20 protein-coding genes are annotated in these 21,535 nt (G+C 63.6%); 11 read left to right on the top strand and 9 right to left on the bottom strand.

Annotated elements, in window-relative coordinates:
* Position 1 precedes the first annotated feature (1 nt).
* Positions 2–955, bottom strand: a complete 954-nt coding sequence (locus RYH80_RS19450; RefSeq protein ID WP_370905754.1) for a DUF7958 family protein — start codon at positions 953–955, stop codon at positions 2–4.
* Positions 952–2,316 (bottom strand): eCIS core domain-containing protein, encoded by a 1,365-nt coding sequence (locus RYH80_RS19455; protein ID WP_370905755.1) that lies wholly within the window; start codon positions 2,314–2,316, stop codon positions 952–954. Before RYH80_RS19455 ends, RYH80_RS19450 begins: the two co-directional genes overlap by 4 nt.
* A gap of 119 nt (positions 2,317–2,435) precedes the next feature.
* Here RYH80_RS19455 and RYH80_RS19460 point away from each other — a divergent pair, with 119 nt between their 5' ends.
* The 4 genes from RYH80_RS19460 (at position 2,436) to RYH80_RS19475 (ending at position 7,364) form a co-directional block, all read left to right on the top strand.
* The gene (locus RYH80_RS19460; RefSeq protein ID WP_370905756.1) at positions 2,436–5,225 is read left to right on the top strand and encodes an AAA family ATPase; all 2,790 of its coding nucleotides are present in this window, start codon (positions 2,436–2,438) and stop codon (positions 5,223–5,225) included.
* 217 nt (positions 5,226–5,442) lie between these two features.
* Entirely contained in the window at positions 5,443–6,297 is an 855-nt protein-coding gene (locus tag RYH80_RS19465; RefSeq protein ID WP_370905758.1) for a ParA family protein, read from the top strand.
* On the top strand, positions 6,284–6,766 hold the full coding sequence (locus tag RYH80_RS19470) for a DUF7970 domain-containing protein (protein WP_370905759.1): 483 nt from the start codon (positions 6,284–6,286) through the stop codon (positions 6,764–6,766). Before RYH80_RS19465 ends, RYH80_RS19470 begins: the two co-directional genes overlap by 14 nt.
* A 145-nt stretch (positions 6,767–6,911) precedes the next feature.
* Positions 6,912–7,364: a TIGR00725 family protein gene (locus RYH80_RS19475; protein WP_370905760.1), complete on the top strand. Its 453-nt coding sequence runs from the start codon at positions 6,912–6,914 to the stop codon at positions 7,362–7,364.
* Between the two features lie 13 nt (positions 7,365–7,377).
* Here the strand turns inward: RYH80_RS19475 and RYH80_RS19480 are convergent, their stop codons facing one another.
* From RYH80_RS19480 to RYH80_RS19495, 4 genes are read right to left on the bottom strand one after another with little or no spacing between them, the layout of a single operon-like run.
* Positions 7,378–8,889: an aldehyde dehydrogenase family protein gene (locus tag RYH80_RS19480; RefSeq protein WP_370905761.1), complete on the bottom strand. Its 1,512-nt coding sequence runs from the start codon at positions 8,887–8,889 to the stop codon at positions 7,378–7,380.
* On the bottom strand, positions 8,886–10,250 hold the full coding sequence (locus RYH80_RS19485; protein ID WP_370905762.1) for an NAD-dependent succinate-semialdehyde dehydrogenase: 1,365 nt from the start codon (positions 10,248–10,250) through the stop codon (positions 8,886–8,888). Before RYH80_RS19485 ends, RYH80_RS19480 begins: the two co-directional genes overlap by 4 nt.
* Positions 10,243–11,274 (bottom strand): agmatinase family protein, encoded by a 1,032-nt coding sequence (locus tag RYH80_RS19490; protein WP_370905763.1) that lies wholly within the window; start codon positions 11,272–11,274, stop codon positions 10,243–10,245. The genes RYH80_RS19485 and RYH80_RS19490 overlap by 8 nt, the downstream gene beginning before the upstream one ends.
* Positions 11,271–12,584: an aspartate aminotransferase family protein gene (locus RYH80_RS19495; protein ID WP_370905863.1), complete on the bottom strand. Its 1,314-nt coding sequence runs from the start codon at positions 12,582–12,584 to the stop codon at positions 11,271–11,273. The genes RYH80_RS19490 and RYH80_RS19495 overlap by 4 nt, the downstream gene beginning before the upstream one ends.
* Before the next feature lie 140 nt (positions 12,585–12,724).
* Here RYH80_RS19495 and RYH80_RS19500 point away from each other — a divergent pair, with 140 nt between their 5' ends.
* Complete coding sequence (locus tag RYH80_RS19500; protein WP_370905764.1) at positions 12,725–13,879, top strand: NrpR regulatory domain-containing protein; 1,155 nt, start codon at positions 12,725–12,727, stop codon at positions 13,877–13,879.
* Positions 13,880–13,891: 12 nt separating this feature from the next.
* Here RYH80_RS19500 and RYH80_RS19505 read toward each other — a convergent pair whose 3' ends face one another.
* Together RYH80_RS19505 and RYH80_RS19510 are read right to left on the bottom strand one after the other, a co-directional pair.
* Positions 13,892–14,119 carry a hypothetical protein gene (locus tag RYH80_RS19505; protein WP_370905765.1) on the bottom strand — a complete coding sequence of 76 codons (228 nt, stop codon included), beginning with the start codon at positions 14,117–14,119 and terminating at the stop codon, positions 13,892–13,894.
* Positions 14,116–15,678, bottom strand: coding sequence for a sodium:solute symporter family protein (locus RYH80_RS19510; protein ID WP_370905766.1), 1,563 nt, complete (start codon positions 15,676–15,678; stop codon positions 14,116–14,118). The genes RYH80_RS19505 and RYH80_RS19510 overlap by 4 nt, the downstream gene beginning before the upstream one ends.
* Positions 15,679–15,784: 106 nt before the next feature.
* On the opposite strand from RYH80_RS19510, the gene RYH80_RS19515 reads away from it, so the two are divergent.
* The 3 genes from RYH80_RS19515 to RYH80_RS19525 all read left to right on the top strand — a co-directional run bounded on the left by RYH80_RS19515 (position 15,785) and on the right by RYH80_RS19525 (position 18,458).
* Positions 15,785–16,462, top strand: coding sequence for a cyclase family protein (locus RYH80_RS19515; RefSeq protein ID WP_370905767.1), 678 nt, complete (start codon positions 15,785–15,787; stop codon positions 16,460–16,462).
* A gap of 84 nt (positions 16,463–16,546) precedes the next feature.
* Positions 16,547–17,089, top strand: a complete 543-nt coding sequence (locus RYH80_RS19520; RefSeq protein ID WP_370905768.1) for a hypothetical protein — start codon at positions 16,547–16,549, stop codon at positions 17,087–17,089.
* Positions 17,090–17,507: 418 nt separating this feature from the next.
* The gene (locus RYH80_RS19525; RefSeq protein WP_370905769.1) at positions 17,508–18,458 is read left to right on the top strand and encodes a methyl-accepting chemotaxis protein; all 951 of its coding nucleotides are present in this window, start codon (positions 17,508–17,510) and stop codon (positions 18,456–18,458) included.
* 26 nt (positions 18,459–18,484) lie between these two features.
* On the opposite strand, the gene RYH80_RS19530 is transcribed toward RYH80_RS19525, so the two are convergent.
* Positions 18,485–19,021 carry a nucleoside-triphosphatase gene (locus RYH80_RS19530; protein ID WP_370905770.1) on the bottom strand — a complete coding sequence of 179 codons (537 nt, stop codon included), beginning with the start codon at positions 19,019–19,021 and terminating at the stop codon, positions 18,485–18,487.
* Positions 19,022–19,242: 221 nt separating this feature from the next.
* On the opposite strand from RYH80_RS19530, the gene RYH80_RS19535 reads away from it, so the two are divergent.
* From RYH80_RS19535 to RYH80_RS19545, 3 genes are all read left to right on the top strand, one after another.
* Positions 19,243–19,473, top strand: coding sequence for a hypothetical protein (locus tag RYH80_RS19535; protein WP_370905771.1), 231 nt, complete (start codon positions 19,243–19,245; stop codon positions 19,471–19,473).
* Between the two features lie 275 nt (positions 19,474–19,748).
* Entirely contained in the window at positions 19,749–20,471 is a 723-nt protein-coding gene (locus tag RYH80_RS19540; protein WP_370905772.1) for a hypothetical protein, read from the top strand.
* Between the two features lie 465 nt (positions 20,472–20,936).
* Entirely contained in the window at positions 20,937–21,395 is a 459-nt protein-coding gene (locus RYH80_RS19545) for a pyridoxamine 5'-phosphate oxidase family protein (protein ID WP_370905773.1), read from the top strand.
* Positions 21,396–21,535 lie beyond the last annotated feature (140 nt).

Below are 21,535 nucleotides of genomic sequence, written 5' to 3' on the forward strand. Positions count from 1 at the left end.
ACTACGCCCGGTAGCCCGGAATATCGGCGTCGAAGTCGTAGTAGTCTGGGTAGAGATCACCAGTCCGGTAGCCTTGCGTCGGCGCGTGCTTCCCGAGCCCGAGCACTCGGAACGCCGGCGGGGGATCCTCGCCCATCACGATGTAGAAGTCTCGTACCTGACACACGAGGTGTCGGAGTAAGAGTGATCTGAACTCCTCGGGTGAGCCCGGATCGACCTGTGGGAGTTCGAGACGGGCGTCGCACTTCTCGTCCGAGGGGCCACCGCCACCGCCGTGTCTGTGCGAGCGTCCGCGGTCGTCGTAGTACATCACACCCAACTCGGAGGTGTCGGCGATCTCGAACGTCGGGAAGTCGAACTCTGCGTCGACGGCGTGAGCCTGGACCGCGTCGAAGAGCGCGTCGAGACCGTCGCTCAGGAGCGACCCCGTCGAGAGTTCGGTGAGTGCGTCGGCACTGCTGGCAGCCACACCGTCGCCGAAGGCGTCGACCGCTCCACGGATCGTGTCGAGGTCGGCGTCGAGATATACTTCCTGTTCGTAGATGACCGTCTGACCGTCGTCGACGGCTCGCGGGAGTTCCAGTGGTCGAGTGACATCCTCGTGGTGACTCCGGCACTGCTGGTAGAACGATCCAAAGATGTCGACGACCCGGTCGGGCGAGAGCTGCCAGAGTGCCATCAGCGTCGCGGCGACTCGGTCGGGGTTCCAGTGTCCCTCCAGTGGGTCGTGGTCCGTCTCTCTGTACACGTGGTAGCGAGCGAACTTGTGTGTCTGTGCGCAGTGTTCGTCCTCTATCCAGGTTCGGTCAGACTCTTTCTCGGGGTAGTCCTCTGCTTGCCAGTACTTTATTTCCCCGTCGAACTCCATCTCGATGACGTGCTCAAACTCGTTGTTGTCAATAACACTAATTCCAACTCGCTCGTCATTTTCCCCGGTGATTAGACCGTCCATCATCGGTCACCTCTGCTTCCACCGACACCTTGCGAACCGCTCCCCAACTGGTTGCCGGTCGGGTTCCTCTCGTCATCAGACTCGACAAGACTCTTGATCCAGTCTGCTATCGAACCGCGGTTCTTCGTTGCTGCCACGGTTCCACCGGCGGCCGTCGCGGCGACGACACCCGCTGCGAGTGCGACCGGAAGCCCGACTGACCCGGCAGTCGCCAGTCCGCCCACCACGGCGCCCTGTTTGAGCGCCTCTGTTCCACCAGCCTTCACGAGTTCGCCGAGAGCGCCGTACGTGCCAGCCTCGCCGACCTTCTCGAGTGCACCTTTCTGATCGCCCTCCACGAGGGCTTCGAGATTCACGTCGCCACTCTCCGCGCCGTCGCCCGCCATCGACTCGAACAGCGCGGCCTGGTTCTGCTCGACGACCTCCAACCGACGGGCCAGCTCGTCGACAGAAGTGGAGTCGGAGCTCTCGCTCTCCGAAGAACCACTCAGCGGGTTGAACCGATCGAGTGCGCGCTGAACGTGCACCTCGGAGTCCGAGAGTTTCTGGATGCCGAGCTTTCCGCCACTCATCACGCGCTGGGCGGTCTCCTCGGCCTCTCGTTCCAACTCGGGATCTGGGTCGATCTCCAGTTGCACGTCCTCTTCGGGGAGCATCGAGAGGTCGCCACCCGTCTGCTGGCGGACGTGTGCCAACTCGTGGGCCAAGACGTGTTGACCCTCCGCGGACTCGGGGTCGTACTCACCAGCGCCGAACGCGACGTGGTTACCGACGGTGAACGCGCGGGCGTTGATCTGATCGGCCGCCGCAGCAGCTTTCGGTCCCGTATGAATCCGTACGTCACCGAGCGAGTCACCCATCCGCTCTTCGACCGCCCGCTGGATCGAGGTGTCCAACGGTCGGCCGGGTGAGGAGATCACCTCACGGACGGAGTCGGGGACATCGGTCTTTCCGTCGGGGCTCTCACGTACCCGCCGAGCGACACGGCCGGTGTTCTCGTCCAGCGAATCCTTGTTGAACTCCTCGATGTCGTAGGGGATCTCGGAGTCACGGCGCTCTCTGAAGCGTTGGATCTTCGACTGGTCACCCATCGCGTCGAGGGGGATGCCCTCGTCGGCCCATCGGAGTACCTGCCCGCCGTAGGCCTTCTCCAACCGCTGGAGCTCCTTGTACTCTTTCGCGCTGGAGACTTCACACCCGTAGTAGGCTTCGACTTCCTCCTTCGTGGCCGGGCCGGCAGTGTTCGGACCGACTGCCGAGTCCGACGGCCAGCGTTGGACATCGTCATCGCCCTCCGTCTCACTCGACTGTTCACCGTCCGCCTCAGGTGTGCGACCCCGAGACCGCCGTGAGCGTCGACCCATCGGTATCCTTGTCTCGTCCATCTTCTTCTCCCCGTATAACTGTTCTCCCTACATGTGACGGGTATAGTTGAGCGAAAAGGATACGGAAGCAGAGCGGGTACTTGCACTCGATCGAGCGAATGCCCTACGAGACGAGTCACGATCACCTTCTCGACGAACTCAACCGCCTCGAATCACTCCTGAAACACCACGACAGCCGCGCGTCCGGGACACGACACAATCGCGACGACTCGGAACCCGTCCGAGACCCGACACGACTCCCCCTCGCCGTTCCCGAGGCCGAACGGGCGGAACTCCGAGCGTGGGCCGAAGACATCGATCGCGAGTGCGAAGAGACACCCTCGACGGTGACACTCCGTCTCCGGGTCCTCGCGGATCGGTTCGACCTCACACGTGCACACCTCGACGTGCTGTTGCTCGCTGCAGCGCCAGAACTCGACGACTCGTTCGGCGAGCGCTACGCAGAGATGTACGACACGACGGGCGTGTCCGTCCCGACCGTCGAGTTGCTCGAATCGCTCTTCGGAACGAGTGCCCGAGAGCGACTTACGACGTTCGGGCTGATCGACACGCAGTCACCGCTGCGGCGTCACGACCTGCTCGAAGTCTCACGACTCACAGAAGAACCCGGAGACGCCCCGAAGCGTGTGATCGAACCGACACCACGGGTTCGGGAGTACCTCCGAGGCACCGGTGGCTTCGACGAGGCACTCACCAACGCCGCGAGCCTCACCGAACCAGCGACGACACTGGACGACCTCCGGCTCGACATCCAGACCCGTGAGAGAGTCGACGCACTCGCCGCCGACCCGTCGGAAGAGCGTGAAGATGGAGAGCGAAGCAGCGCGGGTGAGACTGGTGGCAGTGTCCACTACTTCCACGGATCAGACGGTTCGGAAAAGCGGCGTGCAGTGGAGGCACTCGTCGACGGTGAGCTTCTCCGTGGCGACCTCGACCGGCTACTCGACGAGGGACTCCTAGAGCGGTTCCGTCGTGAGGCGTTGTTACAGGACTGTCCCGTCCACCTCCAGAACGTCTCCGAAGCCACGTCAGACCCGGGCGACGCGACACCCGCCGACGTACCGGACCCCGAGGAACGCCCGACCGGCGAGGACGTACTCGACACGCTCGCGGCGCTGGAACGCGACGTGTACCTCACGGGTGAGGAAGCGTGGACGCCCACATCGGGGCGCCGCGACACTGCGTACACCCTCGTCGAGTTCTCCGATCCGTCGTTCGAGATCCGCCGCGACATCTGGGAGGGGTACCGCGACGACCTGGCGGCCGACGTGGACCCGACGACACTCGCGAGCACGTTCGAACTGACCCAGGGCCAGATCGACGACGCAGTCACCACCGCACAGGCGCTCGCCGACGAGCCGGACGAACCCCTCTCGTTGGAGACGATCCGAGAGGGCTGTACCGCACAGTCCGCGGAAGGGTTGGAAGACCTCGCAGAGAAGATCGAGCCGGACGCCAACTGGGACGAAGTCGTCCTCACCCGTGACACCGAAGAGGAACTGCGCGAAGTCGCCGCGAGAGTTCGTCACCGCGGCACCGTCTACGAACAGTGGGGCTTCGAGGAACGCTTCTCTCGCGGGACGGGCGTCGTCGCGCTGTTCGCGGGACCGTCGGGGACTGGGAAGACACTCTCGGCGGAGGTGATCGCGGGCGACGCCGGGATGGACCTGTACAAGATCGACCTCTCCAGCGTCGTCAGCAAGTACATCGGCGAGACCGAAGAGAACCTCGAGCGGATATTCGACGCGGCGCGTGACTCGAACGCGATCTTACTGTTCGACGAGGCGGACGCCGTCTTCGGCCAACGCGCCGGCGTGAGTGATGCCACCGATCGCTACGCAAACGTGGAGGTGAACTACCTCCTGCAACGGATCGAGAGCTACGACGGCGTAGTGCTGCTCACCACCAACAACGAGTCGCACATGTACGACGCGTTCGTCCGGCGGATTCACCAGACGGTGCAGTTCGAGCGCCCGCAAGAACGGGAACGACAACGGATCTGGCGGGTGATGTTCCCCGACGACACGCCGACAGAGGGGATCGACTACGATCTCCTCTCGCAGTTCGACATGCCCGGTGGCAACATCCGCAACGTCGCCCAGACCGCTGCCGTCCTCGCCGCGGACGACGACGGCGTCGTCCGGATGAAACACGTCGTCCGTGCCACCGAGCGCGAACTGAACAAGATCGGGAAGCTGTTCAACCCGCCCGACTTCGGCGAGTACAGTCGCTACCTCCGGAGTACCAGCGACTCCGAGCCGCCGGGCGAGGCGGACAGAGGCGACGGTCCCGGCGGCCGTCGGGACGACGAATCAGTCGACGAGGCGGCGACGCGCGAATCGGTCACTCGGAAACTCGGTGGAGAGCCGTCCGCGAGTCGAGACCAGGCGGACGAGAGCAGTGCCGTTCCGTCGGACGGAGCGACGAGGAACGATCGGGCGACAAGTGACGAGCGAGCCACGGGGAACGACCGGCGAAACGGGTCGAAGGCCGACAACGTGGGCGTCCAGACGGTGACGGAGACGGTCGAGACGGACGAGTGGGCGAAACGATACCGGGACGACGACGAGGACGGCGAGAACCGGCCGTCGCCCGAGAACGTCGTGATGGGGTTCTTCGACGACCTGCTCGACGGTGACCGCCGAAGAGCCCACGGTCGGTTCCACTCCGAAGGGTACGCGGACCGGTTCTCCGACCGCGACGCGGCGATGCTGCGGGACCGCCACCGCGGGCTCTCCTCGTTCGAGCGGATCGTCGACACCGACCGCCGTGTCGTCCTCCGCTTCGACCAGCGGTTCCCGGACCAGTCGGTGACACTCGAGTACGAACTCCGGACGGAACGCGGGCAGTGGCGGATCTTCGACTACGGCCGCGCCGGAAAACGGTAGTCGTAGTCCTCCACAGCTCTTTCTCGATTCGAGTAGCCGTGCTGCCGAGATCAGCACCACTCACACTCAATGGTCCCCACCAGCGACAGACGTCATTGATGAGCATCAATGATGCTCAGCAATGATGCCCATCAATGGTTGCCAGCAATCCTGGCAGACAACACTGGACAAAATGTCTGACGAGGATTTATGTCCAGACGTGGTGTCCACTCGGGATGTGCTCTCGTACACCGTCCACGCCGAAGCCGGCGGGATCGGCAAGACCACACTTACCGCCAACCTCGCGGTCGCCGAGGCGCGAGCGGATCGTGAGGTCTTGGTAGTCGATCTCGATCCACAGCGCGCGAACCTCTCTCGACTCCTCGGCGTCGACGAGGACCGAGACGATACCGACGCCGATCATCTGGTACGACACCTGATCGACCGGCCACGTGGTCCGTTCGACGACCTCGTCCGAACGAGCGAGGGGGTCGACATCGTGCCAGCCCACTCGGTGCTCGAACGGATCGGTGACTTGCTCTCACGGCGGCGTCAAGAGGCCGAGGATCTCGGCGAATCGTGGAACCAGAACGTGCAGTTGCTCCGTGTCCTCCGAGAGGCGGACGTCCACGAGCGATACGACACGCTCATCGTCGATCCGCCGGCGACGGCCGACGTGAAACTGTACAACGCCGTCCACGCGACGCGGAACCTCGTCGTCCCGTTCGAGCCGTCGGGGAAGGGAACGGAGTCCATCCACGGCCTCGAGGATCTCGTGACGGGTATGGAAGACTCACTGGACATCTCGGTCGGTGTGCTCGCCGTGGTGCCGATGGGATTCCGTGACACGACGAGTCAACAGGAGGCGTTGTCGGCGCTCGGCGAGATGGATCTCCCGCACCCTGTGACGATTCGCCAACGCGGAGCGTTGTTCGAGTCGTGTTGGGACGCACAGTGTTCCGCCTTCGAGTACGTCGAACACCATCGCGACCGCGTTCGTGACTACGAGCAGGACACACTCCAGAAACTGGAGCAACTGGCGACGTTCCTCCGCCGGTACACCGACGAGGAGGTGCACGATGCGGCCCGGTAGTGGTGACGATCCGTTCGCCGACGAGAGCGACGACGAAGCGTCCGAGGAGACGGACGACCCCACGCCCGAGAGCCGAGAGGAGAGCGACGTAGACGCGAGAGCCAACGATCCCAGTCGCTCCAGATCAGAGGAGACCACGGGGAGTGAGACGGTCGAGCCGATCGAGAGCGAGACGACGAGTAACGAAGAGACCGATACGGGCACAGACACCGACAGTGGAGCGTCAGTGTCCGACGGACTGCCGTACATCTATCGTCGGGACCGGGTGCAGGACGAGCGATCCGGTGTGACGTTCTACCTCCGTGACGACACGCGTGACCGCGAGGAAGCGTTCGTCGCGACGCTGGAGGAGGAACTCGGCGAAGACGTGTACGTCGCCGACGCACGGGAAGCAGCCCTCGAAGCGGCATTCCGGAACCCGCAACTCGCAGTCAAAGTACTCCGCGAGTACGGGTACGACTTCGAGTAGGACGGTCGGATTATCGGCATCCAGGAATAATTCGTATATCGATATTGGGTGTATCGATTCCACCAACCCGACACGGCAGGCTGGGACACAGTCGACTAGTTGAGCGCACGACAACTCCGAAGTGTCGCCTCACCGTGATGCAGACGTGCGAATCAGTGTGATCGGCGGGAGTTCCGTCACGGACGCAGAGTACGCCACGGCCGTACGGCTCGGCGAGGAGATCGGCGAGCGCGGTTACGAGGTCGTGTGCGGTGGGATGGGTGGCGTGATGGAGGCCGTCTGTAAGGGGGCGCAGGCGACGGGCGGCCACACGATCGGTATCGTGCCCGGGAAGGATCGCCACGAGGCGAACGAGTACGTCGACACCGCGATCGCGACTGGGATCAACGACGCTCGGAACCCGGTCGTCGTGATGAACGGAGACGGCGTCGTCGCCGTCGACGGTGGCCCGGGTACCCTCTCCGAGATCGGCCACGCGCTCACCTTCGGCAAGCCGGTCGCCGGACTCGACACACACCGCGTCGATGGCGTCTACGGGATCGAGCACGTCGAGACACCGACCGCCGCGCTCGATCACGTCGAGACAGCACACCGCTGAGAACGAGAGTGGACTACGACAGACTGTCGAAATCCGTCGTGCCGATCGCCATCGAGATGGTCTTGCTCTGGCGGTACTCCTCCAGTGCTTCGGGACCACACTCCCGTCCGATACCGGACCGCTTGTAGCCCCCGAAGGAGAGTCCCGGCGAGAACCGGGCGTAATCGTTCACCCAGACAGTCCCGGCCTCGATGTCCGCGGCGGCTCGATGCGCGAGCGAGAGGTCCTGTGTCGCGACCGACGACGCGAGACCGTAGGGAACGTCGTTCGCCAACGTGATCGCCTCTTCGTAGTCCGCGAACGTCACGACCGACGCAACGGGGCCGAAGATCTCCTCTTGTGCGAGACGGCTGTCGTTGGACACACCGTCGAAGATGGTCGGTTCGAAGTACCAGCCGTCGTCCGACGGGGGCGAGTCGGGTGGGCCGCCACCGGCGACCAGCTCGGCGATGTCGGTTCCCAACTCGGCATACGTCGAGACCTTCTCGAACTGATCGGCGGACGCGAGTGAGCCGACAGTTGTCCCCTCTTCGAGCGGGTCGCCGATCACCCAGTCCTCGCGTGCCTCCTGGAACAGCCCGAGGAACTCGTCGTGGACGTCCTCGTGGACCAGTGTCCGGGACAGTGCGTCACACGACTGGCCGGCGTTATAGAAGATGCCCTCTGCCGCCGTCGCCGCTGCCCGTTCCAAGTCCGCGTCCGGGAAGACGATCAGTGGGGACTTGCCGCCGAGTTCGAGCGTGACGGGGGTGATGTTCGACGCGGCAGCCGACATGATCTCTTCGCCGGTCGTGTCTTCGCCGGTGAACGACAGTTTGTCGACCCCCTCGTGCGTCGTCAGCGCAGCGCCGGCTTCGGTACCGTACCCGTGGACGACGTTCACGACGCCGTCCGGAAGGACCTCCGAGGCGACTTGGGCCATCCGAGTCGCCGTCAGCGGTGTGCCCTCGGCGGGTTTCAACACGACTGAGTTCCCCGCGGCGAGAGCGGGTCCGAGTTTCCAGCAGGTCAACAACACGGGGTAGTTCCACGGGACGATCAATCCGGCCACCCCGTACGGTTCGTGTCTGGTGTACGCATGGGTCTCGCCGTCGACGGGCGTATGCTCGTGTGCCTCACTGGCGACGAGATCCGCGTAGTAGTCCAAGTACTCCAGTCCCTCCCGGATCTCGGCGTCCGCGAACGCCTCCGGTTTGCCAGTATCGAGAGCCTCCAGACGGGCGAGGTGGTCAGCCTCGTCGCGGAGTGCGTCGGCGAACGCGGTCACTCTGTCGGCCCGCTCGTCGGGAGCCAGCGCCGCCCACGCCGACTGGGCGTCGCTCGCTGCCCGGACGGCGGCGTCGACCTCGGCGGCCCCACAACGGGGGACCGACGTGATCTGCAGGCCGACCGCCGGGTCGATCGTCGGGAAGGTCTCGCCACTCTCGGCACTGTGAGCAGTCCCGTCGATCCAAGCGGTGACCTCGAACCCGTCGGTCGCCTCTCGGATCGCCGCCTCGTGTCGGTCGATCGTGTCTCGTGTCATTGGATCCAAATCGTCTTTTCGTTCGTGAACTCTTTGATACCGTGTTCTGACAGTTCGGTCCCGTACCCGGAGTCGCCGATCCCCCCGAATGGGAGGCGTGGATCGGACTTCGACAACTCATTTACGTACGCCGCCCCGGCGTCGATCTCTCTGGCGACGCGTTCGCCACGCTCTCGATCGGTCGTCCAGATCGACGCGCTCAGGCCGTACGTGGTGTCGTTCGCTCGGCGGATGGCTTCTGCTTCGGAGTCGACTTCGACGAGCGTCGCGACGGGGCCGAACAGTTCCTCGGTCGTCGCAGGACAGTCACGAGGGACGTCCGTGAGCACCGTCGGCTGGTAGAAGTGTCCCGGTCGGTCCAGTGGCTCGCCGCCCAGTGCGACCGTCGCTCCGGCCTCGACGGAGGCCGTCACCTGCTCGTGCAGCTCCTCCAGGAGGTCGCCACGGGCCTGTGGTCCCACGTCGGTGGCCTCGTCTGTCGGGTCGCCGACGGTGAGGTCTGCCATCCCGTCGAGGAACGCCTCGCGGAACTGGTCGTACACGTCCGTGTGGACGAAGAGCCGCTTCGCGGCGATACAGGACTGTCCCGAGTTCTGTGTTCGCGCGAGGACACCCGTCTCTGCGGCGGCCGACACGTCGGCGTCGTCGAGTACGATGTACGGATCGCTGCCGCCGAGTTCCAGAACTGTCTTCTTGAGTTGCTCGCCGGCCTGTCGGGCGACGGCACGACCCGCGCGTGTCGAGCCAGTCAGTGTCACGGCGGCGACGCGCGCGTCTTCGATGACGGTCGACACGCGGTCGGTGTCGACACGGAGTGTCTGGAGACACGCGGACGGGTACCCAGCGTCTTCGAACAGGTCGGCGATCGCCTCGCCGCAGCCGAGTGTCGTCGGCGAGTGTTTCAGCAGGGCGACGTTACCGGCCGTGAGTGCCGGGACGGCGAACCGGAACACCTGCCAGAACGGGTAGTTCCACGGCATGATCGCGAGCACCGGGCCGAGTGGTTCGTAGGTCACGAACGACTTGACGCCGGGTTCCGTGCCGATGCGGTCGTCCTGCAGGTGTTCGGGGGCTCGCTCGGCGTAGTACTCGCACAGCCACGCACACTTCTCGACTTCCGAGCGCGCCTGTGTGATCGGCTTCCCCATCTCTCGGGTCATGAGCCGCGCGAACTCGTCGGTGCGCTCGCGGAGCCCCGTCGCCAACTCCGCGGCAGCCTCCGTCCGCTCTTCGATACTGACATCGCGCCAGTCGTCGAACGCGTCGGCTGCCGCGGCGAGACGAGTCTCGACGGCCTCGGCGTCGTGGGTGGTGTACGTCTCCAGTGCCTCAGCTGTCGCCGGATTGTGTGTCTCAAACATCGGTAGTCGCGAACTGACGTTCTAGGAGTGTCACTAAGAGCGCTGCCGCGAGGTTCGCGGTCCCACTGGTCGGATCACTCGTCGGTGCGACCTCCATCAGATCGACGGCACCGACGGCGTCGTGCGCCCCGAGGAGTTCCATCGTCGCGAGCGCTTGGTGTGCGTCAAGGCCACCCGGTTCCGGTGTGCCCGTCCCCGGCGCGACACTCGGGTCGACGGCGTCGACATCGAAGGTGACGTACACGGCGTCCGTCTCGGCGGCGGCCTCGGAGATCGCCTCTTCGACGACGGAGGTGATCCCGCGATCCTCGACTTCGGTGATCGGGTGGACGTTGAGACCAGTGTCGTCCGCGAACTCGAAGAACTCGGGTGCCTCGTAGCCCCTGATTCCGACCTGGCTGACGTGGCTGTAGTCGCTGTACGGTCCCGTGGCCACTTCCGCGGTACTCGACCCGTGGAAGGACTCGCCGAAGATTGGGCTCTCGGTACTCGTGTCCGAGTGGGCGTCGATCTGGACGAGCCCTACAGTGTCGTGTCCGGCACCCTCGGCGAACCCGTGGAACGACGGCGCCGTACAGGAGTGGTCACCGCCCAAGACGACGGGGAACGTCTCGGCGGCGAGCGCGCCGACGTGGGCGGCGATACTCTCGCCAGTTCGGTCGTGATCCATCGGGAACACGGGAACGTCACCACAGTCGACGAGCGACAGGTCGGCGAAGTCGACCTGCTCTCGCGTCCGAATGTTCGTGACACCGCCTTTGTACCCGGAGAGGTAGGCGATCCACCCACTCGCCCGCCTGATTGCCCGCGGGCCGTACCGCGCGCCAGGGCGGTTACTCACGGCCCCGTCGTACGGGATTCCCGTCACGGCGGCGTCGAACGCGTCGAGTCCGTCCTCCGTCCGGTCCGTGTCACCCGTCGACGCGCGGTCGTAGAAGTCGCGGAGTGGGGCATCGAGAAACGTCTCGACGCCGGCGTACGGGAGCTCGACGCCCGGGTCGAATCTGCTCGCATCCCCGGTCATGTGTGAGCAGTGAGTGCGTCTCGGAGGCCCTCGACGGCGGTCTCCAGCTGGTCTCGTTCGATGGTCAACGGTGGCTGGAACCGCATCACGTTGCCGTGGTACCCGCCCACGCCCATGATGACACCGTTGTCGCGGAGGTGGTGAGCGATGTGTTTCGCCAGCTTCGCGTTCGGTTCTGGTGCCACGTCCATCGGGCCCGTGTCGCCGTCCGGGTGGACCATCTCCACACCCTGCATCAGACCGAGGCCGCGCGTGTCTCCGACCACGTCGAAGTCGGCCTCGATCTCGGCGAGTCGGTCCGACAACCACTCACCCTCCTCGCGGACGTGCTCAACGAGGCCGTCTTCGAGTTCGTCGATGGTCGCGAGCGCCGCGGCACACGCGACGGGATTCCCGCCGAACGTCGAGAGGTGATCCCCGGCCTCGAACGAGTCGGCCACCTCTGCCGAGGCAGTGAACGCACCCAACGGGAGGCCGTTGGCGATTCCCTTCGCCTGGGGCATGATGTCTGGAACGACGTCGAAGTGTTCTGTCGCGAACATCTCGCCCGTTCGACCGTAGCCGGCCTGCACCTCGTCGACGATGAGCAGTCCACCGTGGTCGTGAGTGATCTCTTTTACCCGTTGCAGCCACTCCTTGGGCGGCACGATGATGCCGCCCTCTCCCATCACCGGCTCGACGACGACCGCGGCCAGATCACCTGCGGTGTGCGTTCCGATCACGCGTTCGACATCGTCTGCACAGGCACACGAACACGGGCCACCGTCACACATCTGACACCGGTAGGCGTACGGTGGGGCGACGTGCGCGACGTCGTTGATCGTCGGGGCCATCTCGCTCTTGTACGACTTGTTCCCCGTGAGCGCGAGCGATCCCAGTGTCCGGCCGTGGAACGCCATCTCGAGGGCGAGTACCTCCTTGTTCCCGGTGTGTTTGCGAGCCAGCTTGATCGCCCCCTCGACGGCCTCCGTGCCGGAGTTACAGAAGAACGACTTCTGGAGGTCGCCAGGTGTGATCTCTGCCAGTCGCTGTCCCAGTTCCGCCACCGGCCCGTTCGGGTGGACGTACGAACACCCGTGGACGAACTCGTCGAGTTGGTCTTTCGCCGCCTCGACGACCCGCTCGTTGTTGTGGCCGACGTTCGTGACGGAGATTCCCGAGAAGACGTCCAAGTACTCGTTCCCGTCGAAGTCCTCGACGGTACACCCAGAGGCCCGTTTGACTGGTACGTTCAACTCCTTCCAGATGGGCATGACGTACTCGTCGTACCCATCGATGATTTCCTGATTCCGAGATGTTTGCTGTGACATATGATCACCGAGGCTGGTAACAGCTTGCCACCACTCAGGCATGTGACCGCGTCCCATATTAACGTTCCTCCGCAACCCTGGACACGAAACCGGGTGCGGTAATCGAAACGTACGAGTGACGCGGTGTAGAATAGAAAATCGTGCCACGTGACGACCAGCGGCGACACGATATTCTCCGTCTCATTCGCCGCCACGAGCCCGTCGGATCGATCCAACTCGTTCGACTCCTCGAACGTCGCGGCTACGACATCAAGGATCGGACGGTGCGACTCGAACTGTCCACACTCGACGAGGACGGCCTGACAGAGAAAGTGCCGGGCCGTGGCCGCCGTCTCACGTCTGCTGGTCGGACGACACTCCAGACGGGACAGGTGAACCGGCGGGTGACGCACATCCGGACGCGGATCGCGGAGTTGACGAGTCAGGTGACGTACGACCCCGTCGACGACACCGGTGAGGTGTGCACGGGGGCGGTGTATCTAGCCGACGACGACGTCGCCGCAGCGCTCGAACAGCTACGACAGTTGGGCGAGACATCGTTCGGCCCTTGTCTGGTGACGGTCGAGACGACCCAACCAGACGAGCCAAGTGACGTACGGCTCTTGCTCCCGTCGAGTATCACCCTCGACGGCGTACTACTCGCCGCAGGCATCGACGCCGAACTCCTGACTGCCGGGACTGTCACGTACCACGAGCTGCCGACGAACGAGCCCGACGAGACGGACGAGCAGGCGACGAGCGCGTCGGGACAGCCGACGAGTGGAACCCCCGAGCCGACGTCCGACGGGGGGCGTCGAGAACAGTCTGAGGGACCGGACACGGAGGCGACGCAGGCGGCGGCCCCGGATCCTGTCCAGCCACCCTCGGAGACGGGGTTCGGTGAGTACGTCGACGTGATCAGCGGTGACGGCTCGTCTATCGACGTCGTGCGACTCCTGATCGAGGCCGGTTACACCGACGTCACGGGCGTCCTCGACTCGAAGACGGGGCAGGTCATCGCGGACTACCGCGAGTTCCCGATCACACGACTAGAGGAGGGACGCGATCTCGCCGATGAGATCCACCGGCGACTCGGTGGTGACTTCGAACTGCACCGGCCGCGCGACGGAGCGCCACTCCCGTTCGGTGGCCCAGACTGGGAGTTCTGTTCGATCACGTCGGTTGGGGCCAGTGAGGTCGGGACGGCACTTCTCGCCGAGCGTGGACTTCCAGTCGAGTGGACGACACTACACGGAACCGTTCCGCGTGGCGATCTCCAACCCCCGAGTCGGGCTACAGCGGAGTGGACCAGGTGAGCGATTACGTGCTCACGCTCCGACCACGATCCCGAGGATGATGACGGCGAAGAAGATCCCCCACATACCAAGGGATTTGATCGTGTACGACGAGTCCTCGAGTGGTTTGAGTTCGCCGACGCTGGTACCCTCGTCGTCGAACCCCTGCGTGACGAACCAGTAGACGACGAGGGTCCCGAAGATCGCCTCGGCGAGCCAGAAGAGGACCACCATTCCGGTGAACATCCCCTTCCCCATCATCGCTCGTCACCCCCGGTTTCGGGCTGTTCCGCCGCATCTGGGCCATCGGAGGTCGCCGCGTCGCCGCCGTCAGTCCGGACACCGCCGTCAGCTGCTGCCGGTTCCTGTGCGATCGTGTCGAACTCGAACTCGTCCGGCGAGACGCCGGAGAGGACGGCGGTGACCGTCGTCGAGACGAGGTGCCCGATCGCCATGATCTCCCAGAGCTTCAGCGAGGGGGTAGAGAACACGACGCCGTAATTCGCCATCAGGAGATACGCCGTGACCAGCTGTGAGACGACCACGCCACTGACGAAGCCCTGTTCCGACGTCTTCGGCCAGAACAGCGAGAGTGCGAACGGGCCGACGAGTGCCGTCGCGCCGATCCCACCGATCAACAGCAACTGGACGAAGCTGACCGTCCCGAGTGCGAACACGGTCGCACCGAAGATCACAGCCGCGAAGAAGAGCGACGCACCACGGGCCACCCGCAACTGCTGGTCGTCGGAAGCGTCCTGGTTGACGTGACGGTAGTAGATGTCACGAGACGTGAGGCTAGCGATGGCCGTGAGGTACGAATCCACCGAGGAGCCCAACACCATCAGCGCCACACCGAGGAAGACGAACGCGGCCCAGTTCGGCAGCAGGCCGAGCGCCTCGACCGAGAGGTCGCCGGGCGCCACGTCGGTGAACTGCGAGAGCCCCACGAACCCGATGACGGAGTACATCGCGATGGTGGTGAACACGCCGATCCCACCGATAGTGAGGAACCGTGACGTCTTGTCCCGCCGGACGGCGAAGACCCGCTGCCACGTCGCCAGCGAGACGACTCCCCAGACACCCAGCCCGAGGGCGTAGGGGAGGAACAACGCCTCAATGAAGTTCGTGTTGGCCATCGAGAGGAACGAACTGGACTGGTCGCCCAGGTTCGCCACCATGTTGTCGTAGACGACACCCGGTCCGCCGACCTCGAACATCAGCAGCGGCACGAACACCAGGGTGAGGATGATCGCACTCACGAACTGGACGAAGTCCGTCGTCATGGAACTCCAGAGGCCGCCGACGAGGATGTACACGCCGATCACACCCATCAGGATCGCCATGACGATGTTCGGATCGATTCCTGCCAGTCCGCCGATCACCGTTCCACCGACGAACAACTGGATCACACCGCCCAGTACCATCGTGTATAGGATGACAGTGATGACCGCGAGGTGTGCGTAGTCGCCGAAGCGCTCGATGAAGTACTCCGAGTACGTCAGTCCCTGTGGGAACAGTTCGCGCATCCGCAACGCGAACGGGATGACGACGAACGACGACAACACCGCTGGCCCCGCGTACATCCAGACGCCGGCGACTCCCGTGATCCCGACGTACTGTGGGACGCCCAGAATGTCTCCGGCCCACATCCACGTCACGGCGAACGAGGCGGTCGTGAGCCCCAGTTGTGCGCGTCCTCCGGCGGTGATGAACTCCGACGTGTCGGTCACTCCCTGCCGTTTGAACACGAAGTAGCTGAGCGCCAGCATGCCGATACCCCATCCCGCGAGTAAGCCGTATCCGCCGAGTTGTCCGACCATTGGTTAGCCTCCGTGACACTGATGCACGAGGTGGTAATCGTGTGCCACCTTGAGAACCGTGTTAACAAGTAACGATAATAAACGTTTGGGCGAGTAACCGGCTGTCGTGATCGATCTCACGCACCCGATCGAGACAGGGATGCAGACGTTTCCAGACGACCCTCCGGTCGAGGTCACGCAAGCGGCGTCGGTCAACGACGACGGGTACGGCGTCGAGGCGGTGGAACTCGGCAGCCACACCGGGACACACGTCGACGCGCCGGCACACGTGTTCGCGGACGGGCAGACGATCGACGAGTACGACGTGGACCGGTTCGTGTTCGACGCCGTCCGGGTCGACTGCCGAGACTACACGTCACGAGACGCGGTCGGTCCAGAGCAGATCCCACGGGTGGACTGTGACTGCGTGATTCTCCACACTGGGTGGGACCGACACTGGGGAACGGACGAGTACCTCGATCATCCGTATCTGTCCCCGGAAGCGGCGAGGGTGTGTCGGGATCGTGGATTCGCGGTGGCGTCCGACACCCTCAATCCGGACCCGACACCGACACCGGCCGCAACCACCGACGAGCCGGACGGATTTCCGGTGCACGACATTCTACTCGGGGATGATCTACTCATCGTCGAGAACCTCACGAACCTCGCTGCCACGCCACGGCGGCTGACGCTTCTCGCGTCTCCGCTCGCACTCACCGGTGACGGCGCACCGGTACGGGCGGTCGGGGTCACGGAAAACGACCCGATCCACTCGACGGTCGACCACACGACTGACGAACCGTGACGCGGAGGCGAGTCGTGTAAATCCGGTATCAGAGTGCCACCATATATTTATTCCAGTGGACGCATCCTGTTGGTGTGCTAACAGATGGAGTACCAGACGTTTGACGACGAAGCGACGGTCAAGGGGGTGGAGATCACGTCGATCAGCCAAGCGGCACGGAGCCTCTCGACAGTCTTCGGTGAACGTGCCGAGGCGATCTTGGCGGAACACGACCTCGGCGACATTGACCCCGATCAGTGGTACCCACTCCAACACTATCTCGACGCGATCCAGTACATCGACCGACACGTCGGGTCCGATGCAGTTCACTTCATCGCGAAAGAGATGCCGGAACTGACCGACTGGCCGGACGAAGTCCGGACGGTCGTCGACGGCATGAACTCGATCAGTGGTGCGTACTCCAACGTCCACCGCGGAGACGTCGGGTACTACGAGGTCGAACAACTCGGGGAACGATCACTACGCCTCTCGTGTCGCAATCCGTACCCGTGCGTGTTCGACAGAGGGATCATCAGAGGAGTCGGGGAGCGATTCACACCACCGACCGCGTACATCACGTTCGAAGAACAGAGTGCACAGTGTCGCCGCGACGGAGGCGACGAGTGTATCTACGACATTTCGTGGTGAGTGCCGTGATGGACACACGCACAGTGAAAGACGAGATAGCTGCCGACCAACCCGTTCACGGGTGATCCGGATGCAGACTTTCAGCCTGAACACATTCCGAGACACGAGGCGGACCGGACGACGAGTACCCGAGTGGTGTCACGGTAATCTGACACCAGCACGGAGCGGTGGGAGCGGTGGAGGGCCCCGTCACCCTGCTCTGATCGGACTCGAGGCGACGGTGCTGGAGACAGAGCTCGTCGAGCGAGTGGCTAACATTTTGAATACCCTAGACACTCGGAGTACGCTGGCCGAACGAGTCGCACGTCTCAGAGCGCGACTATCGATTGTTGATACGGTCAGGGGTATGTACTCCAGCCCAAGCGTCCATCGAGACTCCGTCTCCGAACTCTCACAGTCGTCACGCGGCGGTGGACAGGTGACGGGTACGGGTACGCGGCAGACGGTACTCGCGGACGGCGACGGCACGGTCGAGCAACTCCGCGAGTACGTTCTCCCGGAGTTAGACGACCTCCGGCGTGCCGTGACGGAGGTCAGTGAGACGACAGACGAAGTCATCGAGGACGCCCGAGAGCAGTCGAAGCTCTTCGCGTCCGTCGCAGAAGAGATCGACACGCTCTCCGAGAAGACCGAAGAGATCGCGACGACGGCAGCCGAAGTCGACGAGATCAGTTCCGAGACGGCCTCACTGGCACAGGAGGGCGGGGAGGCTGCGTCGACGGTTCGTGAACGGATCAACGTCATCGACGACGCCCGGTCAGACGTCGAAGCCCAGTTCGATCGGCTGGAGACCACCGTCGAGGAGATCAACGACGCTGCCGGCGTCATCGACGAGATCGCAGACCAGACCAACATGCTCGCGCTGAACGCGTCGATCGAGGCGGCCCGCGCGGGTGACGGGTCGTCGGACGGGTTCGAAGTCGTCGCCGACGAGGTCAAAGCACTCGCCGAGCGTGTGAGTGACGAGGCAAGTGAAATAACGGGACTCACCGAAGAGATTGCGAATCGAGTCGAAGAGACACGCGACAGTCTCGACCAAGCGAGTTCGGAGATCAAGGCGGGTGTCTCCGACGTAGAAGAGACGGCCGCGATACTCGACGATATCTCCGAAAGTGCTGATCAAGCATCGGATGGTATCACTGAGGTAGCCACCGCCACCGACGAACAGGCGACCGTCACTGATCGCGTGAGAGGCGAGATGACCACGGCGGCAGAGTTGTCCAACGACGTGACGAGCAACGTAGAGAGTATCTCCGCGTCGAACGACTTCCTCGTAGCGTTGTTGGACGAGACACAGGCACGGACCGAGTCGGTGATCGATCCGGAAGGGAAGCCACCGGCAGAGATCGGTATCGACAACCGAGGATAGGTCCGTTCAGAGAGTCCGTACGGGGCTCACTCGTGACCACCGGAGTCTGCCGTCGCGATCGAGTCCACCACGTCTTTTGTCACCGCCGCGACGGACTCGTCTGTCAGATCGAACAGGGTCGCATCTGATTTGTTCCGGACTTCTGCCGGAAACCCGGTGTCCGCCCGGTAGTGGACGGCGGCGACCACGGGAACGTCACCGTCGAGCACCTCGCGCACGCGCCGGACGAACGTGTCGCTGTGGATCTCCATCGGTGCGATCTCGTCGATCAGGTAGTAGTCCACGCCGGCGTGTGAGAAGGCTCGACTCGCGATCCGGTCGACCGCGGGCACGTCGACGCGGTACTTCCCGACACCGGGCCCACTCTCCCGGTCGACGTGCGCCATCTGGACGCTGTCCTCCGTGTACACGTCGACGAGATCGAACCCCGTTCGCTCGCCGTCGACACGCCGTTCCGGTGCGAGGACACCACCCGCCGTGGCGGTCACCCGCTCTCGGACTCGCTGGAGGACGGTCGTCTTCCCACTCCGCGGAGGACCGGTGACGAGGAAGTTCGTCGGCACGGGTCAGGACTCGTGGCGCTGGCCTATCAGCGTCGTGGTCGGGCAGGTCGCCCGCCGGAGCTACCGCAGGTCGGCGAGTACCTGCGAGGGAATCGCCTCGAAGACATAGATCGAGAGTGCGGCGCCGGCGAGGACCACGGAGACGGTCGGGAGGTCGAACAGAACGAACCCCTCAGGGGCGCCAGCAAGCCGACGAGTGCGACGCGGTACTGCAACTGCAGTTGCTCCGTACGACGCTGGCGAGCGTCAATCCGGTCGAGCTGGTCGGCGGTACAGCTCAACGGCTTGAGGACATCGCCACTGTCCCGCGTCGGTCGGCGGAGGTGGTTGTCGGCGGCGTGGTGGACCACTTCGGGCTCCGGGAGCTCGCGTTCCTCAGCATACGCTCCGACCGCGTCAGCCACCTCCGGATCCAACCGACCCGTGAGTCCGTCGTCGTCGCTCGTAGGTGAACGCTGTCCACCCAGTCGGTTAGTCGTCAGGTGACCGGTCGGCCGACATATACTCCTCGGTCAGAGAGTCTCGGGTGAGACGGTCGTTACATTCGTCGTCGGTGGCGAAGGCGTCGGTATCCCGAATCCAATCTTCCTCAACAAATTTTCGAGCAGCGACTACTCGTCGTCTGCGCGACCACCGTCGTCGTGATACAACCGCTCCTCGGGTACAGTTTCTCCCCTCGAAACTCCTGGCAATCATTAACAACTTCACCGATTACACCTGTACGCGTATGGTACAGCTCCCAGATTTATCACAGAGAAGTCCTTTGAATTTCGATATCGGACCGGGTTGGATCGTAGCGTTCGTTGCGCTCGTGTTCGTCCATATCGAACTTCACGAGATCGCACATACGGCGGTAGGGCGGATGATCTGTGGAGAGTGGGGGCCACGCAACTTCAACAGCTGGCAAACTGCCTGTTCTCCGATACCAGAGATCGTGTTAGCACCACTCGCCGGACTCGTGTTTTCGTACGGATTGATGTGGGTGGGGTACTTGCTCCTCGCTCCCGACAATCCGTCTGAGAGGCGGTCGATTGGATTCTGCCTCGTGTTCGGAGCACTGCCACTGGGCCGGGTGTACACTGTCGGCGTGCTGGGTGGTGGCGACGAGATGGTTATTCTCACCGGAGCCTTTCCGAGCGTTGATACGTCACTGTTGACTGCAGTTGGCCTCGTCCTCGTACTGCTGCTCGTCGGTCCCCCTCTGTACCGGGCGTTCACCACGCTGTCCAACCGGCGACGTGGAGTGATCTTCGTCGCACTGTTTCTGTTCCCGTACGTTCTGTTCGAAGTCGGTATCCAGGGTATCGCCAACCCACTGCTCGCTCGGGGTGTCTTGGACAGTGAGGGACTACTCGGCTCACCACTCCTTGTGAACGTTTGGACCGTCTTTTGGGTGATCACCCTGGCGGCGTCGTGGCGTTTCCTCCCCTCGACACTTCACCAACGCTGACGAGCAGATGGGTGGCCGATCAAATCGTCACCGTCGACCACAGGGATAGCAGGCTCTCCGCGTCGGGTCCCAGTCAGGCAGTGTGGTGGTGGTACATCGTCGGCGAAGGTTGAGCGAATTCATCGAAGAGCAGTGTGCCGGAGAACCCTACGGCAACGACGATACCGAGCACAGTGGCAGATAGAGTGTACCGAGAGCCGGATAGAACTCACCACTTTCCAGTTCCAGGATAACAACTGTCACGACGAGCAGTGTGGTCCACACTGCGAGTGCGAGACGGCGCTGAAACGTGTGATCTGTGTACATACGAGAGGTTGCGCGCCTGCCTATTCGACCGAGAGCGAGAAGTGATCCATGAGACAGGTCGGGCCTTTCTCTCACCTTTATAAGCACCGTCATTGGCACCAGCTCGTCTCCACACGCCGTGGTCAACACTCATCTGTTCGACGACCGTCGTGGGGGTGTATGAGCGACGGGACGCCAACCGACCCTCGTGCGACGGCACGGGGGATCCTCGAGACGGAGCGGACATGCACGCTCGCGACCGCCTCGGCGGACGCCGTGCCGGAGGCAGCGACCGTCCGATTCGTCGCAACCGACAAGTTGAATATCTACATCACGACGGAGCGACCGTACCAGAAGTACGCGAACCTGACGGAGAATCCACGTGTCGCCGTCGTCGTCGACGGCGAGTACAACCTCCAGTTGGAGGGCACCGCGACCGAGCTGGTCGGTGAGGACGCAGCAATCGTCGCTCGCGAGTACACCGACAAGTACGGACCCAGCGAGTACCTCAACAACGACGAGAGCGTCTTCTTCGAGATCACGACCCACTGGGCACGGCTCCTCGTCGACACGGAGTTCCCGCCGAGCTACGAGGTCGTCCTCGGAGACGGGCGAGCGGATCCGCACGACGCGGGGTAGAAGGTCGTCGTCCACCGCGGAAAGCGAGCACGGTGACACCAGCCTGCGACCGACTCGCTCCGGTACTGTCGGGGAGTTCGCAGCGGGTCCAGCCACGACCCGAACGACACCGACGAAAGCGACGAAAGCGCTAACCGGCA

The sequence above is a fragment of the Halobaculum sp. MBLA0147 genome, from assembly GCF_041361345.1.
In the GTDB taxonomy this organism is placed as follows: Archaea; Halobacteriota; Halobacteria; order Halobacteriales; family Haloferacaceae; genus JAHENP01.

Bases quoted from the DNA above. Each gene is read 5' to 3' on its own strand.
- RYH80_RS19450 (WP_370905754.1), bottom strand. From the start codon at position 955: ATGATGGACGGTCTAATCACCGGGGAAAATGACGAGCGAGTTGGAATT.
- RYH80_RS19455 (WP_370905755.1), bottom strand. From the start codon at position 2,316: ATGGGTCGACGCTCACGGCGGTCTCGGGGTCGCACACCTGAGGCGGAC.
- RYH80_RS19460 (WP_370905756.1), top strand. From the start codon at position 2,436: ATGCCCTACGAGACGAGTCACGATCACCTTCTCGACGAACTCAACCGC.
- RYH80_RS19470 (WP_370905759.1), top strand. From the start codon at position 6,284: ATGCGGCCCGGTAGTGGTGACGATCCGTTCGCCGACGAGAGCGACGAC.
- RYH80_RS19480 (WP_370905761.1), bottom strand. From the start codon at position 8,889: ATGACACGAGACACGATCGACCGACACGAGGCGGCGATCCGAGAGGCG.
- RYH80_RS19485 (WP_370905762.1), bottom strand. From the start codon at position 10,250: ATGTTTGAGACACACAATCCGGCGACAGCTGAGGCACTGGAGACGTAC.
- RYH80_RS19490 (WP_370905763.1), bottom strand. From the start codon at position 11,274: ATGACCGGGGATGCGAGCAGATTCGACCCGGGCGTCGAGCTCCCGTAC.
- RYH80_RS19495 (WP_370905863.1), bottom strand. From the start codon at position 12,584: ATGTCACAGCAAACATCTCGGAATCAGGAAATCATCGATGGGTACGAC.
- RYH80_RS19505 (WP_370905765.1), bottom strand. From the start codon at position 14,119: ATGATGGGGAAGGGGATGTTCACCGGAATGGTGGTCCTCTTCTGGCTC.
- RYH80_RS19510 (WP_370905766.1), bottom strand. From the start codon at position 15,678: ATGGTCGGACAACTCGGCGGATACGGCTTACTCGCGGGATGGGGTATC.
- RYH80_RS19520 (WP_370905768.1), top strand. From the start codon at position 16,547: ATGGAGTACCAGACGTTTGACGACGAAGCGACGGTCAAGGGGGTGGAG.
- RYH80_RS19540 (WP_370905772.1), top strand. From the start codon at position 19,749: ATGGTACAGCTCCCAGATTTATCACAGAGAAGTCCTTTGAATTTCGAT.
- RYH80_RS19545 (WP_370905773.1), top strand. From the start codon at position 20,937: ATGAGCGACGGGACGCCAACCGACCCTCGTGCGACGGCACGGGGGATC.